The organism is Prevotella sp. LCP21S3_D2 (assembly GCF_052118345.1).
Classification (GTDB): domain Bacteria; phylum Bacteroidota; class Bacteroidia; order Bacteroidales; family Bacteroidaceae; genus Prevotella.
The window spans coordinates 1-15,671 of record NZ_JBQKHJ010000013.1 but is presented as its reverse complement, the minus strand read 5'-3'; the positions used below and the strand labels follow the sequence as shown (position 1 = coordinate 15,671).

At 44.6% G+C, this 15,671-nt stretch carries 10 protein-coding genes and 1 pseudogene; 7 read left to right on the top strand and 4 right to left on the bottom strand.

Translation table 11 applies throughout. The features are described from left to right. Window positions 1–8 precede the first annotated feature (8 nt). The 5 genes from ACTQ16_RS09630 to ACTQ16_RS09610 all read left to right on the top strand — a co-directional run bounded on the left by ACTQ16_RS09630 (window position 9) and on the right by ACTQ16_RS09610 (window position 9,201). Entirely contained in the window at window positions 9–1,397 is a 1,389-nt protein-coding gene (locus ACTQ16_RS09630; RefSeq protein ID WP_294967462.1) for a DUF5114 domain-containing protein, read from the top strand. 124 nt (window positions 1,398–1,521) lie between these two features. Beyond that, a complete protein-coding gene (locus ACTQ16_RS09625) occupies window positions 1,522–2,598 on the top strand; it encodes a glycosyl hydrolase 53 family protein (RefSeq protein ID WP_294967464.1) in 1,077 nt (358 codons plus the stop codon). A gap of 90 nt (window positions 2,599–2,688) precedes the next feature. Further along, window positions 2,689–5,148: a glycoside hydrolase family 2 TIM barrel-domain containing protein gene (locus tag ACTQ16_RS09620; protein WP_441937209.1), complete on the top strand. Its 2,460-nt coding sequence runs from the start codon at window positions 2,689–2,691 to the stop codon at window positions 5,146–5,148. Between the two features lie 169 nt (window positions 5,149–5,317). Continuing rightward, window positions 5,318–8,179, top strand: a complete 2,862-nt coding sequence (locus ACTQ16_RS09615) for a two-component regulator propeller domain-containing protein (protein ID WP_441937208.1) — start codon at window positions 5,318–5,320, stop codon at window positions 8,177–8,179. 68 nt (window positions 8,180–8,247) lie between these two features. Then, the gene (locus tag ACTQ16_RS09610; RefSeq protein ID WP_441932777.1) at window positions 8,248–9,201 is read left to right on the top strand and encodes a bifunctional hydroxymethylpyrimidine kinase/phosphomethylpyrimidine kinase; all 954 of its coding nucleotides are present in this window, start codon (window positions 8,248–8,250) and stop codon (window positions 9,199–9,201) included. 90 nt (window positions 9,202–9,291) lie between these two features. Here ACTQ16_RS09610 and ACTQ16_RS09605 read toward each other — a convergent pair whose 3' ends face one another. Further along, complete coding sequence (locus ACTQ16_RS09605; protein WP_441937206.1) at window positions 9,292–9,972, bottom strand: response regulator transcription factor; 681 nt, start codon at window positions 9,970–9,972, stop codon at window positions 9,292–9,294. Between the two features lie 55 nt (window positions 9,973–10,027). After that, window positions 10,028–11,182: a sensor histidine kinase gene (locus ACTQ16_RS09600; RefSeq protein ID WP_441937205.1), complete on the bottom strand. Its 1,155-nt coding sequence runs from the start codon at window positions 11,180–11,182 to the stop codon at window positions 10,028–10,030. Between the two features lie 416 nt (window positions 11,183–11,598). On the opposite strand from ACTQ16_RS09600, the gene ACTQ16_RS09595 reads away from it, so the two are divergent. Together ACTQ16_RS09595 and ACTQ16_RS09590 are read left to right on the top strand one after the other, a co-directional pair. Then, a complete protein-coding gene (locus ACTQ16_RS09595) occupies window positions 11,599–13,671 on the top strand; it encodes a hypothetical protein (protein ID WP_441937203.1) in 2,073 nt (690 codons plus the stop codon). Between the two features lie 6 nt (window positions 13,672–13,677). Next, window positions 13,678–13,878, top strand: a pseudogene (locus tag ACTQ16_RS09590) (cysteine peptidase family C39 domain-containing protein); the annotation flags it as partial. Between the two features lie 129 nt (window positions 13,879–14,007). Here the strand turns inward: ACTQ16_RS09590 and ACTQ16_RS09585 are convergent. Both ACTQ16_RS09585 and ACTQ16_RS09580 read right to left on the bottom strand, forming a co-directional pair. Beyond that, window positions 14,008–15,078, bottom strand: a complete 1,071-nt coding sequence (locus ACTQ16_RS09585) for an AAA family ATPase (RefSeq protein WP_153092071.1) — start codon at window positions 15,076–15,078, stop codon at window positions 14,008–14,010. A gap of 146 nt (window positions 15,079–15,224) precedes the next feature. Continuing rightward, window positions 15,225–15,671: IS66 family transposase (locus tag ACTQ16_RS09580; RefSeq protein WP_441937202.1), on the bottom strand; the 447-nt coding region annotated here is incomplete at its 5' end.

Sequence of the window (15,671 nt, the reverse complement as noted above, 5' to 3'; positions counted from 1 at the left end):
ATAAAAGAATGAAAAAGATATTTAGAAACCTGATGATGCTTCTCTGCGCACTCACCGCCCTGGTGAGTTGCGACGAGAGTGGCGACAAGATATATCTGGATGGCTTCAAGGCATCCGATCTGATGGCATCGGCCAGCGATGTGGTCCTGTCTGTTGACAATACGAAGGGCATCGTACTCTCGATGGCTTGGAAGAATCCTACCTTGCTTTCGAGCGACGAGACCAAGCCTGCGGGCAACGGTGTGTTGAAAACCTATCTGCAGGCATCTTCTTCTGAGAGCTTTGCTACGGTAAAGGAGTATTCTGTAACCGATCTCTCCAAGGCTTTCACCGGTGCTGATCTCAACACCCTTGCCAAGGATTTGGGAACGACTCCGGGTCAGAGTGCGCCTCTCTATTTCCGCATCAAGAGTCAGATGGGCAACAATCTAGATGCTGCTTACAGCAATGTGTGCCAGGTGAACGTTACACCTTATATTATACACATGGACAAGATGACCATCTGGAATGCGGATAAGAACAAGGTGCTGACCTCTCTCTATTCTCCAGACGAGGATGGTATCTACACAGGATATATGAATGCTTCTTCCTGGCTCAACTTCTGGGGTAAGGAGAATGATGGAACCATTTGGGGTAACGTAGGACAGGATGGACATGTATATGAAATGGATAATACAGAGTCGGCATGGAACTTCTGGTTCCCTGGTCAGACTGGTATTTATTATACTGTGGTAGATACAAAGGCTAAGGAGTTCAAGCCAACCTACATCAAGGCGATGCAACTGAATGGTGAGGACATGACCTATGATGCTCCTAACTATGCCTGGACCAAGGTGATTACAACCTCTGCTGATAATACACCTATCAGTATTGTTGCTACTGGTGCAGAGTACAGCAAGGCAACCGCAACTGATGATGCTGCAGCCGTAGTCAAGACAATGAACTACACTCTTGCTGATGGCAAGATGACAGCTGCCGCAACTGCTGGCAGCGTGAACATTGCCAAGGCGGGTACTTATACTGTTACCGTGAAGGTAGGTGAGAACAGCGACCTGACTTACTCTATCGAGTCAGGCAACCAGACTGCTCCTGAGCCAGAGGCTAGCAATACTCTCTGCATGTTCAGCAAGGATGGTAACACCCTTCTTGCCGTGATGAATAAAGTGAGCGATGGTGTTTATACCTGCAAGTACAAGCCAACTTCCTGGGAGAACTTCCGCTTCATCTTCGTGGGAGAGAATAAGGACGACAAGCAGACCTGGTATGGTGCCGATGGTGAGCAGTTCAAGTTAACTTCAGGCGATGGTGCCTGGGATATCTGGTTTGGTGATGAAAATGGTGAAACTGAGTTTACGGTTACAGCCGATCTCAACACCATGACATGGAAGTATGAATAGCTTAATGAATATTCTGCGCAATCGGTTGCGCAGAATATTCATCATGGGTAAGTTTCCTTATTGTAAACGAATCATTTATTTGATTATCTTTGCATTATAATAATAACTTAAAGACAGAATAACAATGAAGAATATTTTAGGAAAAGCCATATTGCTGGCTACAGCGCTCTTGTTTTCTATTACGGGCACGAGTTGCAGCAATGATGATAATACCACTCCCGAAAAGGAGAAGACATACGATATGAGTGGCTTCGCCAAGGGAGCCGATGTAAGTTGGATTACAGAGATGGAGCAGAACGGAAAGAAGTTCTATAACGCCAACGGTAAGGCTACGGAGTGCATGGCGCTTCTCCGCGACCTCGGTATGAACTCCATCCGCCTTCGTGTATGGGTAAACCCGGAAGGTGGCTGGTGTGGCAAGGATGATGTCATCGCCAAGGCTTGGCGAGCTCAGCAGCTCGGTATGCGACTGATGATAGACTTCCACTACTCTGATACCTGGGCTGACCCAGGAAAGCAGGGTATTCCTGCAGCCTGGAAGAACTATGACTTCGAGCAGATGAAGCAGGCGGTTGCCGATCATACCAAGGATGTTCTCAATGCCTTGAAGGCAAGAGGCGTTAACGTAGAGTGGGTACAGGTAGGTAATGAGACCACCGATGGCATGCTCTGGAATGATGAGGATGGCGATGCTGCCCTGAAGGTGACAGGCCGTGCCTCTAAGAACATGGCAAACTTTGCCGCTTATATCAATGCCGGTTATGATGCCGTCAAGGCGGTTTATCCGGAGGCTAAGGTGATTGTGCATCTCGATAAGGGAAACAACCTCGGTCAATATACCTGGATGTTTGATGGCTTGAAGCAGAATGGAGCCAAGTGGGATGTCATCGGTATGTCGCTCTATCCTGATTGGATTACCGACCAGACCTGGGAGCAGGTTTCTGACAACTGCCTCAGCAACATCAAGACCCTTTCCAGCAAATACAACTGCGATGTCATCATCTCAGAGATTGGTATGGTGTGGAATTCAGAGAATGCCGCTCCATTCCTCAAGAAGATGGTGGATGGCTGCAAGGCAATCTCTACCTGCGAGGGCGTGTTCTACTGGGAGCCTGAATGCAACAGCGGCTGGAACGGCTACGACAAGGGAGCCTTCGACAACAGCGGCAAGCCAACCGCTGCACTCGATGCCTTCAAGTAATCGGGTAAGTTGGCTTTCTTCGCTTCCTTTGGGAGCGATAGAAGCGAATCTGAAGATAGAATATAGAACAAACTATAGAAAATAATATATATGATCAAGAGAAGCATAGCTTTCATGTCTCTCGCTCTGGCACTCTCCACCATGTGCCAGGCGCAGAGCCGAAAAATAATAAATTTGCCATCGTGGGATTTCTCCCGCGATGGCAAAGTGTGGTCTCAGGTAGCCGTGCCTCACGACTGGGCTATCGCGGGTCCTTTCGATAAGAAATGGGATCTGCAGATGGTGGCTATCGAGCAGAATGGCGAAAAGGAGAAGACCGAGAAGTCGGGACGCTCTGGAGCTCTCCCTTGGATTGGAGAGGGTATGTATAAGATGAATCTTCAGTTGCCGAAGGGCTACAAGCGTGCTGTCCTCGTTTTTGATGGTGCGATGAGTCAGCCTATCGTTAAGGTGAATGGCAAGGAGGCTGGCAGATGGGCTTACGGCTACAATGCCTTCCGCATCGACATTACTCCTTACGTGCAGTTTGGCGGAAAGAAGAATCTCGTAGAGGTTCATCTCAGCAATGTAGAGGAAAGCAGCCGATGGTATCCAGGCGGCGGTCTTTACCGTCCGGTTTCCGTGGAACTTTACGGTAACGAGAACTTCTCTACCTGGGATACCTTCGTGCGTACCCTGAAAGCTGATAAGCAGGAAGCCGAAGTGGAAGTGAACGCCCTGCTGGAAGGAAAAATCGGTAAGTCGGGCAAGACGGTCATCGCCTTGCTCGATGAGGCTGGTACAAAGGTTGCCGAGCAGACTATCTCTGGCGCAACCCCAGCCATCAAGACTACCCTGAGGGTAGCAAATCCTCAGCTCTGGTCTCCGGAATCTCCTTACCTCTATCAGGTGAAGTTAACCCGATATGAAGGAAAGAAGGTTGCTGATGTCCAGACGCTTAAGACCGGTATCCGTACCATCTCGGTATCCAAGAATAATGGTTTCCAGCTCAATGGCATTACCCGCAAGATCAAGGGTGTCTGCCTGCACCACGACCTCGGTCCGTTGGGAGCTGCAGAGAACAAGGCGGCACTCATCCGTCAGATCAAGACGATGAAGGAGATGGGTTGCGACGCCATCCGTACAGCCCACAACATGCCTTCTACCATGCAGATGGAAATCTGCGACTCTCTCGGTATGATGGTAATGGCTGAGAGCTTCGATATGTGGATTTATCCTAAGTGCAAGAATGGCTACGCCAAGTTCTTCAAGGAGTGGAGCGACAGGGATATGACCAATCTGGTGAAGCACCATCGCAACCATCCTAGCATCATTATGTGGAGTATCGGTAACGAGATTCCTGAGCAATGGAGCAAGGAGGGTATGGAGATAGCCAAGCATCTGCAGGATATCTGTCATCAGTATGATCCTTCCCGCCCTGTAACCCAGGGTATGGATAAGGCTGAGGCTGCCCTGAAGAGTGGATTTGCCCAGGTGATGGACGTTCCGGGCTTCAACTATCGCGTACATAAATATTATAAGAATATCGAGCAGTTGCCTCAGGGATTTCTCCTGGGTTCAGAGACAGCATCTACCGTCAGTTCCCGTGGCGTGTATAAGTTCCCGGTTGAGGTGCGTGCCAGCAACAACAATCCATACGCCGATGGTCAGTGCTCTAGCTATGACACGGAGTATTGCTCCTGGAGTAATCTTCCGGATGATGACTGGAAGATGCAGGATGACCACAGTTGGGTAATCGGAGAGTTCGTGTGGACGGGCTATGACTATCTGGGCGAGCCGACTCCATACGATACCTACTGGCCAAGCCGCAGCAGCTACTTCGGTATCTGCGACCTTGCCGGACTTCCAAAGGATAGATATTATATGTATCGTGCCCGCTGGAATGAGCATCAGCATACCACCCATCTTCTCCCTCACTGGAACTGGAAGGGCAGGGAAGGACAGATTACCCCTGTATATTGCTACACCGATGGTGTGGAAGGCGAGCTTTTTGTAAACGGCAAGAGCCAGGGCAGAGTTCGCAAGGACAAGTCAAGCCGTCTGGACCGCTATCGCCTCCGCTGGAACAACGTGAAGTATGAACCGGGCGAGATTCGTGTGGTTACCTACAACCAGTATGGCGACAAGGTAGGCGAGGACGTGAAGCGTACAGCCGGTGAACCTGCGCAGATGAAGTTCAGTGTGGAGACTCCAGACCATGAGCCTATCGTCTGCATGGTAGAAGGCTGCACCGATGAGCACAATGTGCTGCTGAATGCTGATGGCAAGGACCTTGCTTTCGTTACCGTTAGTCTCCTGGACAAGGATGGCAATGAGTGTCCGCTCGCAGATGATGAGCTGACCTTCGAAGTAACGGGTGCCGGAACCTTCAAGGCAGCCTGCAATGGCGATGCCACATCGCTCGAACCTTTCACCCATCCACATATGAAACTCTTCTCAGGCAAACTCGTTGTCATCGTGCAGAGTAGTACGCAGAAGGGCAATATCACCCTGAAGGTGAAGGATGGCAAAAGAAATATCGAAAAGACCATTCAGTTAGAGGCAATCTAGAAAATATATGTCCTTCGTTTTTATCGTAGGATTCCTTTTCTTTTCACAAATCCAAGGAATAGAGACTGTTCTTTATTCCTTGGGATTTTTTTTCCTTTTTATTTGGTAAAGTGCCAATAATTGATTAATTTTGCAGCCAACAACAACTAATTTAACAAATAACTTCAAGATGAAGCAGTTTATTCATAGAGTATATGTCGTATTTTTGTTGGCGTTACTGGTTCTTCCGGTTGCGGCGCAACGATTCATTAACGTGTCGTTCGAGGGTGCGCATACCGTGTGTGCCATTACCCAGGATGCACAGGGGATGATGTGGATTGGTACTGATAACGGACTTTATAGTTATGATGGTTATCATGGCTATCTCCACTATCAGGATCATGCCTATAGCAATACGCGCGTCAATGCTCTCGCTTTCGATAATAACCTGTTGTATTTGGCTACTGGCAATGGCATCTTGAAATTCGACACCCATGCCAATGCTTATGTGCAGACTCCAGCTGTTGCAGACTTTCAGGATGAAGCTAAGCGAAAAGCTGTCATGGAGCTGCGTGTGCTGGACCTGAAAGACAAGAATGCCAACTATGGAGGGGATGTCTATGCCTTGCTGCATACCTCAAAAGGTCTGTTGCAGGGTAAGATAAATGGTCTGTATTTGAATAACCGCCTGTTGCCTCTTACGGCAGGTGCCCAGCCATTGGTAAATGCCCTGGCATACGATGCCAAGCGCCATTGCTACTGGATTGGTACAGAAGGTGCGCTCTATTGTGCAGATCTCAATCTTCAGACATTCTCCCGGATTGCAGCTTTGGATGGCAACTCGGTAAAATGTCTGGCAGAAGAAGCAAATGGCAATCTTTACATCGGAACCGATAACGGACTCTATGTGATGGCGATGAACAATGCCATCTCCCATTATTCGCACGACTCTCGCAATGAAGCAACCATTCCGAACAACATCGTATGGGCCTGCTTCGTGGATAAATGGCAGAATGTCTGGATTGGAACCGATAACGGACTTTCTCGTCTCACCACCCATACCTATTATAATTATGTGTCGCTCGACAAGATAACCTTTTCGGGCGAAGGTAACTGTCTTCATGCCATGCTCCAGACCCGTAATGGTGAATGGTGGATGGGGGGAACCAATGGTTTGATTCATTATTCTCAGGCGAAATCTTCTACAGGCGATGCTGCTTATCAGGATGTGGCTTGGTATAAGCAGAACAATCAGGCTTATCCGCTTAGCCACAACCGTGTGCGTAAGATTTATGAAGACAATGATGGGGATGTCTGGATTTGTACCGACCATGGTATCAACCTTTATGATCGCAGCTCCAGACAGATGCGTAATTTCATCGTCTATGACAGAACGGGCAAGTATTCTACTGCCTGGGCTTATGATATTCTTCAGGATAGAAAGGGCAGATTGTGGATGGCATCCTATCAGGGGGGTGTCTTTGTGATGGATAAGGCTTCCTTGCTTGCAGGTAAGACCGTAGCCGACTATCATTTCTCTGACCAGGGCAAGAATGCCCTTTCCGGATTGCATGTCGGTCAGATGGTCATGGACGGAAAGGGAAGAATATGGGTTTCCACTTTCAATCGCCTCGATTGTATCAATCCGTATGATATGAAGGTGGCTCATGTGGCTAATTCTGATGTGGTTAACTATATGATGACCGACAGCCAGGGCAATATATGGGTTGGTGATAATAGCTCGGTGAAGTGTTACTATGCTGCAGGCGAGATTCTGGGTTCCAATTTCGGCTCAAAGGAGTGGAAGATAGGGGGCAAGGTAAGTACCATGTGTGATGTGGATGGCAAGATATGGGCTGTAACCGGTAATGAGTGTTGCGTCATCAGCCGTGAAGGAGAGAGCATGCGCTTTGTCATCCCTTCCATTACTCCATTTACCATTTGCTACAGCAAGTCTACCCATGAAGTGGTGATGGGTGGTAATGATGGCTTTGTTGAGATTCGCTCTGATGCAGTTCTTTCTCCGAAGAAACTCAACCGGTTGATTTTGGCGGGCATTGTCGTGAATGGCAAACCATGGGATGAGCGTAGTGAGAAACTGGTGCTCAAGAGCGATGAGAACAGTTTTAGCCTGCAGCTTACAGACCTTCCGTTTGCTGATCATCCTTCTGCTGTCTATGCATACAAGCTGGAGGGCAGTGATCATGACTGGAATTATCTGAAGTCGGGAAATATTGATATTGTCTACAATGGTTTGTCGTATGGCAACTATCATCTCACGGTTTGTGTCGTAAATGGTGAAGGAAAGATAGGTGCAGAAGTCTATTCGCAGGACATCTCGGTGTTGCCACCTTGGTATCTTACCATCTGGGCAAAACTGTTCTACATCACGGCTTTGATAGTTCTTATCTCCTGGGTGGTAAGCTACTATTTCCTTCATAAGAAATTGGCAGAGGAACAGAAGCAGAAAGCTGAAATTCTTGATCAGGTGCAGATGCGTATGACCTTCTTTGCCCGTTTGACCGAAGGATTGAAGATGGCTGTGGCTCATCAGTCGTTTAATGAAGTGAACGAATTAATGCATCGCTTCCTGGATGTCAAACTGCCTCAGAATCATGCTTCTTCAACGGCAGACGTTCAAATGGAGAAAACTTCTTCATCGACAGCAGATGAAGATGCTGATGAGAAAAAGTCAGAGGTAGCAGCTGCAGAACCAGAATTGAGTGAGGCTGACCAGCATTTGCTGGATGAAATCAACCATGCCATCGAGGAGCACATGATAGATTCCGATTTCAATGTCACGATGCTCCAGGAAGTAATGGGCATTGGCAATAAGCAGCTTTATCGTAAGGTGAAGGCCTTGACAGGCATGACTCCGGTAGAATATATTCGAGACCTGAGAATGCAAAAGGCTGCCAAACTCCTGAGCGCCGGAAAGTTTAGTGTTTCTGAGGTGATGTATACTGTTGGCTTCTCCAATAGCAGTTATTTCTCGAAATGCTTCTCTAAGGTCTTCGGAATGACACCTACGGAATATATGAAACAGAAGTAAAGTCTATCGGAAACAGCATTGGCTTACAAGTTCAAAGCTTAAAGTTCAATGTTCAATGTTCAAAGTATATGATATTAACGATTACAGGTTCCGACAGCACCGGTGGCTCTGGTGTGCAGGCGGATATCAAGACGATATTCGAATTGGGAGGTTATGCCGTTTCGGCGATAACCAGCATTACCGTGCAGAATACGCTCGGCATCCAGGAGTTCTTCGATATTCCTGCCGAGATTGTTTCGGGGCAGATAGAGGCTGTCATGAACGATATGCAGCCCGATATAGTGAAGATAGGTATGATACGCAGAGTGGAGACGCTGAATGTGGTCATTGATGCCCTGACCCGGTATCGTCCTGCTCATATCATCTATGCTCCAGCAATCTGGTCTAGTCAGGGCGATGCGCTGATGACGGAGGATGTGGTGAGCCAGATCAAATACCGTCTGCTGCCGCTCTGTTCGGTAGTTGTGGCGAGAAAGAAGGAGAGCGACATCATTCTTCAGAACTCCCGACTCCTGGAACTTGCCGAGAAGCAGGGACTCCGGATCTATCGCCTTGATAATGCCAATTCGCATGGTCTCATCAACCGTTTCTCTTCTGCCCTTGCCATCTATCTGAATCAGGGCAAGAAGATGGAGGAGGCGTTGGCGATGGCGCAGGATTTCATCAATATAGAACTGGCAAGAGAGAGTAATCTGCAGGGCAGGAGTTCCGAACTTTACAATCAGTTTATCTCGCAGGTGAACAACTTCTGCCGCACCTATAGCGATGTGCATTTCTATGCTGACCAGCTGAATGTGAGTGGCCGCTATCTGGCGCAGGTTACCCGCCGCATCTCTGGCAAGACGCCGAAGGCAATCATCGATGAATACATCGTGAAGGAGATAGAGCGCGAGCTTTCTACCACCACGCATACGGTGCAGGAGATAGCCAACACTTTCGGCTTCTCATCGCAGGCTCATCTCACCAAGTTCTTCAAGAAAATGAGAGGGGTAACGCCTTCTGCTTTCAGACAGAAAGGCTGAAAATAAACACTCTTCACCACTCTTCACCTCGCTTGGAAGATGACGTTACCTCTGTCTTTGGGTTCCCGACGGGATTGAGCCGTCATTAAACTAGTCATCCATCCACATCTTGAATCCTTCGCCACGAAGGGTTTCCAGGTGGATGGAGGCATCCTTGGCGAAATATCGGCGCAAGTTGTACATCACATTATTGAGGCTTTCTTCGCTACACTGTACACCTCTCCAAACAGTATCCTTGAGATCTTGGCGTGGCACGACTTCGCCCTTATTGATCCATAATAGCTTGAGTGTGGCAAACTCAGTATTGCCCAGCGTCTTCTCGTTGCAGCCACGGAAACTGAGCACATGAGTCTCTGTATCTACGGTGTAGGCACCCATGTTTATCATACGAGAATTGCTGAAGTCTTTGCGCTTGGCATAGCGGTTTACCCATCCCAGGAACTCACGGCTGTCGAAAGGCTTCTCGATGTAAATCATTGCACCATTATTGGCAGCTTCGGTTTTGAGTTCTGGATCATGTAACGAAGATACACACATGATAGGGATGTCTTCTGCGGCAAGACGGATGTCGTTGATTCTTTCCAGACTGTTCTCTTCTCCTATCATCACATCGAGGATGATGAGGTTGGGAGACAGCTTCATGATAAGGCTTTCTACTCCAAACAGCGTGTTTTGAAAATAGACCTCATAGCCTGCTTTTTTAAGTAGCAAGACTGCAGTGTTGCCGAAATCCAGGTCATCATCGACCAATAGTACTTTTATCTTTTCCATATTTCTTATTTTATAATGTTTTATCTTGTTTCTTGCCCATTACGATTTGTTGCTTTTAGTTGAGCGGCAATGTGAACGTAAAGGTACTGCCCTTGCCTGGTTCGCTCACCACCTTGATGGTTCCGCCATGTGCCTTGACGGCATATTTTACCATGGCAAGGCCTATGCCATATCCGCTCTTATGGTGTGTGGCTGGTATGCGATAGAACTGCTCGAATATCTTCTTTTGATATTTCCTGTCGATGCCTACGCCATGGTCAGACACGCTGATGATGGTGAAATGTTCATCCTGTTTGATGTTGACTTCAACATTTGCCTCCTTGTCAGAGTATTTAACGGCATTCTCCATCAGATTGTGCATCACATTTTCTATCAGATACTTATCTGCATACACCAGAGCATTCTCTTCACGATGGTCGTGGATTCCGATGGCATGTGGCTTGCAGGCATAGTTGATGTCTATTTGTTCTTTCGCTTGTTGCGTCAGCTCGATGATGTCAACTTGCTCTTTGTTGATAACCAACTTGCTTTCACTGGCCTTAGAGGTAATCAGTATCGTCTTGATGGTATTGGCAAGATTCTTGATTTGTCTTTCAGAAGAAGTAATCATCTCCTGCAAGTCAGCATCCTTGATGATGTCTTTGATGAATCCCAACTTTAGCAAGATGCTTGCCAATGGTGCTTTCAAGTCGTGTACAGTTCCATGAAGGCTTACCTCACGATTCCTCAGAAGGTCTTCCTTGTATCTGATGGCAGTCATCTGGTATCCTATGCAAAATACGATGATAAGAGCCAACAATATAGTAGATACTAATGTCCAAATTGAGTTTGTGATGAAGGAAGATGGAGTTATATTCACCTTAGCTTGAACGAAACGGATAGGTTTGAGTCCGATGGCGATAGGCTTGCTAGCCTGCCAACTATCAATGTCCTTTGTTTGTCCATAACTCTTGATAACTTTTTTGTTCTCGTCTAATATTAATAAAGTATAGGTAAAGCCCTCATTTAAATTCTTCTTGAATATTTGGGAGAGTTTAGCTAAGTTGATGGGCTTACCTTTGACTGTAAGTCTATCTTTAGTCAATAATCCCAAGGCATCAGACTCAGTTTCTACAATACCTTTGTCTCTTAAATCTTGAATGTTTATTTCATTAAAATCGATGATATCTTCTTTCTTAGGCTTCGCTTTAAGAAAGTCTTCTTCTGTCATTTCTTTGTAATAAACTCGTTGTTTCCTATCTTTGTACGGAGTGTTACTCTTTTGAGCTCGGATAGCGTATTCTTCATCAACAGAAACTTTTAGTACAGAATTTGTCTTATCTGTTTCATTATAGATATAATCTTTGTATTGCAAAGACATATTATATCCTTGTAACAAAATAACAACTAAAAGTGCTAAAACCGTTATACAATAATACTTTTTCATGCTTTGTATTTTTACTCATTTAACTTCAAAAATGCAAAAATACAAATATTTTTTCAAGTAGCGTACTTCTTAACGTCATTTTTACATAATATTTTTTTGGATAAATATTATGTAAGAAATGATGTAAAAGGTTTGCCAGTTTGAGCAATTTGCCGTAATTTTGCACTTAGATATTTTAATTAATATAAAGAGAAAATAGTATGAAAGAATTGTTGTTATTGACTTTGTTGGCATCTTCGGCTACAGTTTCTGCTCAAGAGGTAGATTCTGTGAAAACTCAGCATATCAAAGAGGTAGTGGTTACTGCTAAGAATCACGTTGCAATCAAAGATGGTGTTTCATACACTCCAACTCCTGAAGAACGCAAGTCTTCATCTAATTATTCGGCATTGCTGGCTCGTATGATGGTGGCAGGATTACGTGTAGATGAATTTACAAATAAAGTTGAGACAAATTGGGGCAAGGAAGTTCATTTCTTTATCAATGGTTTTGAGGCTAGCGATTGGGAGGTGAAAACTCTTCGACCAAAAGAGGTGGCACGTGTGGAATTCTTACAATCACCATCTGAGGCAAAATATAAAAACTATCAGGCTGTAGTCAACTTTGTATTGCGTGAATACAAATATGGAGGTTATGTAATGGCCGAGGCTAACCAAAGCTTTGGTAACTATGATAGTGGTGATTATGATGTCGCAGGAAAGCTGAAGAAGGGACATATGACTTATCAGGCAATTGTGGGAGCATATTATAAAAATGCTCATGAAATAAGAGGTAACAGAAATATCACTTATACTTATAATGATGCTTCTACGCTTAACAAAAAGGTTGACTATGAGCAAGTTGAAAAGCAGCGAATTTATTCTACAGGTATCAGCGCCAGATATGATTCCAATAATCTGATTTGGTTGGTTCAAGCTGGTGTGAAATATAACAAAACTCCTGATATTTATACCCGACAGAACATTAGATACAATGAGTCTGAAGAGACTTCTTCTGTTTCTGATGCTACCTCTCAATCTCTTACGCCCTATGTGAGCTCACAATTCTATCTGGAGGGACTGCCTCATCGTGCTTATGTATATGGTGGACTTTCTTTCTCTTATAACCATAACAAGGGTAGCGAGGATTATCAATTAATGGAATCGGAAGGTCAAAGCATCATCAATGGAACAAGGGAAAATGCTTATTTGCCAAGCTTATGGCTAGGTTATGGATTGCCTGTTTATAAACAAAATTATTTGGTGTTTACTGCTCAACTCAACTCTGAGATTTATCGCACGAACTATTATGGAACCGCCGATACTTATCAGAAATTAGTGAACTCTTACTATTCCTTTGACTTAAATTATAATCATAAGTTCTCTAAAAAGTGGAGTGGCAGTTTGAAAATGTCCATACCTGTACAGAGTTATAAGGTTCAAGATGAACCAACGATGACAAAGGCTTATATTAATGGAGGCATGACGCTTAGTGGACGGTTTAACGAGAAGCATTCCGTTTATGTACAGGCTAACATCACTCAAAGTTCTATTAATCCTACTTACTACAATACAGTGGTGCGCCAGGACGATGAGGTGACAGGCAGCAAGGGTAATGCTGATTTGAAAACTGTACGCCAGGCCTATGCCCTTTTGTCATATACATGGATGCCTTCTAATTTGTTCTCTCTTAATTCATCCTTTAGTTGGGATAATATCATCAATGATATTGTACCTTATTGGCATGAAATAAATGGACTGATGGTAAAGGAGATGATTAATAGTGGCTCGTTCAATCCAATATATATCAATGTGACTCCATCTTTGAACCTTGCGCATGGTAAGATTCGTTTGAGTTCTAAAGTTTCGTATGTGCATGAATGGCATTCCGGTCTGTTTCATATAAACAACGGTTATTGGGGACTATATCCTACCTTGTATTGCAGACTGGGAAAATTCTGGGCTGTAAATCTCAATTACGCTTATAGTTCTGGAGAAGGATATATGCGTGGAAGTTCCAACCTTACTCGCTTCTCAGATAATTTGAAGTTAGGATTACAATATACCAAGGGAAATTTATTTGTTAAATTACAGGTTAATTCCCTCATACTTAAAAATGGTAATACGAAGAGTTGGCTTATCTCTGATTATATTGATAGTTATTCTTATCAAAGCCGTCCATGGGATAGACGCTATGTGTCATTATCTGCAAGTTATACTTTAGATTATGGCAAGAAGATTAATCATGGGAGCAATTTGAAATTTAACGGAACGACAAAAACGTCTGTATTGTAATTGTTTATGCGTAATATTAAGGTTGTTCACCAACATGACAGCATGCAATGCGGTATCACCTGCTTGCAGATGATTTGTAGATATTTCGGCAGGGAATACTCTTTGGACTCTCTGTCGAAGATTTGTTTTGCAACAACGGAAGGTGTCTCCATGCTGGGCATCAACGAGGCTGCAAGAATATTGGGATTTCACAGGATAAGTACTCGCTCTAATTGATATCCAATCAAAGTCCAATTTGGAGTGAGTTTGTTTTATTAACACATAGATAAATCTCTCTTGCAAAATCGCCAGCGAAGCCTTTCTACAGCTTCGCTGGCGATTTCTCAGTATATAATCTTACTCTATCATATTCTTGAGTATCCATTTCCTGAAGAATGGGTCTTCTATTTCATATCTGTCACTTCGGATGATGTAGCCTTTCTTGCTTAAACGCAATAGGGCACTGGTCATCGTGCTGGTAGGCTGGTTCCTGTCTTGTGCAGGATTGTTGCCCTCGCAGATGCTGACCATTACATATTTGTCTGTCTTATTGAAATTCAACCATAAACGTTCGTAGTCTAAATCATGAGTTGTTATGATGTCTTCTATGGCGAGTTGGAGTACATCCTCGTTTTTGCCAGCTACCAGGTTGTTCCAAACTGCGAATGAAAGCTGTTGCGTGTAGTATGGATGGCAACTTGTAAAGGCCAGTATCTCGTCTGCAATTTGAGTAGGCTGCTCTGATACATCTTTCAATCTGTCTGCAATATATGATTTGAAATCTTCGTATGGAATCTTGTTGAGTCTCATCAGCATTCCAAAATGATAGAACGGAGACTTCACACGTTCAAAGATATCTGTCATCATCGATTCCTGGCTGCCCAGAAAGATGTAATTGATGCCTGTCTGTTCCTGCATGATGGAACGAAGCTGCTTATCCATGTTTTTATCGATTTCCAGGATGCTTTGAAACTCGTCAAAGACAACAATCAGTTTGTTTTGAGGTGTAGAAACCTTCTGAATTGTATTTAAAACATCTTCTATTGCAGTTGTTCCATTGTCGGTTGATGGTTGGAATGAAACCGATAGCTCGTCTGTCATCGGGTTCATGTTGATAGAAGGAATGATGCGGAAGTTACGAAGATAGTGCTTCATCTTTTCCAGTTTGAATTGATTGAGCAGTTCCTTCAGAAGCTTTGCCGCAAAATCTTCTTTGCTGAGCACGGCTTGCATGTTGAGCCATAGGTATGGTCGTTGGGTTTGGACAACAGCCTTTTTTACGAGACTTGATTTGCCAAAACGTCGTGGTGACATAAGAACAAGGTGGTTCTCGCTCTTGAGAAACTGTACGATGTAGTCCAGTTCTTTCACTCTGTCTGTAAAGTATGGGGCATCAACCAATGAGCCAAATTTAAACGGATTTTCCATAATCGAATTTTTTCGTAACGAAACTTTTCGCAAAGATACGAAAAAATAAAGATGCTTAGAAGATAAACTCCTTTAAATTATTATTGTTTAACATCTTTCGGCTTGAGTGTAACTACTCAGCACCCCTATGGGCATGAGTAATCGTCTTACTGTTGTACTACAGCAAGAATTGCATTGAATTTAGAATTTCCGTTCTTCATAGCAGTTTCAGCAATGGAGTGCAACTTGGCAAAATCATCGGCACCGCTGTCTGTTCGGAAGCAACCGCTGACTTTCTGCTTTATCTTGATTTTCCTAACTCCCCGCTCACTGGCATTGTTCTCGTAAGGCACACTTGGATTGGAGAGAAAGGTAAATAGGTAGTCTTTGACTTTAAGGATACCCCTCTTGAATTTCTCAAACTCGTTATCTAAATGCGTGAGGCTTTCACCCAAGAGGTTCTTCATCTTTGTCTTCAGTACCTTTATCTTTCTAGAGGTAATGTTGTCCTCTCTTCTGAGATTTATAGAGTGTTCTATCAGATGGATGAATCTCCGTGACCAGTTCTGGTTTGGATCCAGTTCGTTCAGATACTCTGCATTCCTAAGAAGATG

What these genes read in the sequence shown, in the direction of transcription:
- ACTQ16_RS09630 (WP_294967462.1), top strand. Translation starts at nt 9, where the DNA reads ATGAAAAAGATATTTAGAAACCTGATGATGCTTCTCTGCGCACTCACC.
- ACTQ16_RS09625 (WP_294967464.1), top strand. Translation starts at nt 1,522, where the DNA reads ATGAAGAATATTTTAGGAAAAGCCATATTGCTGGCTACAGCGCTCTTG.
- ACTQ16_RS09620 (WP_441937209.1), top strand. Translation starts at nt 2,689, where the DNA reads ATGATCAAGAGAAGCATAGCTTTCATGTCTCTCGCTCTGGCACTCTCC.
- ACTQ16_RS09615 (WP_441937208.1), top strand. Translation starts at nt 5,318, where the DNA reads ATGAAGCAGTTTATTCATAGAGTATATGTCGTATTTTTGTTGGCGTTA.
- ACTQ16_RS09610 (WP_441932777.1), top strand. Translation starts at nt 8,248, where the DNA reads ATGATATTAACGATTACAGGTTCCGACAGCACCGGTGGCTCTGGTGTG.
- ACTQ16_RS09605 (WP_441937206.1), bottom strand. Translation starts at nt 9,972, where the DNA reads ATGGAAAAGATAAAAGTACTATTGGTCGATGATGACCTGGATTTCGGC.
- ACTQ16_RS09600 (WP_441937205.1), bottom strand. Translation starts at nt 11,182, where the DNA reads ATGACAGAAGAAGACTTTCTTAAAGCGAAGCCTAAGAAAGAAGATATC.
- ACTQ16_RS09595 (WP_441937203.1), top strand. Translation starts at nt 11,599, where the DNA reads ATGAAAGAATTGTTGTTATTGACTTTGTTGGCATCTTCGGCTACAGTT.
- ACTQ16_RS09585 (WP_153092071.1), bottom strand. Translation starts at nt 15,078, where the DNA reads ATGGAAAATCCGTTTAAATTTGGCTCATTGGTTGATGCCCCATACTTT.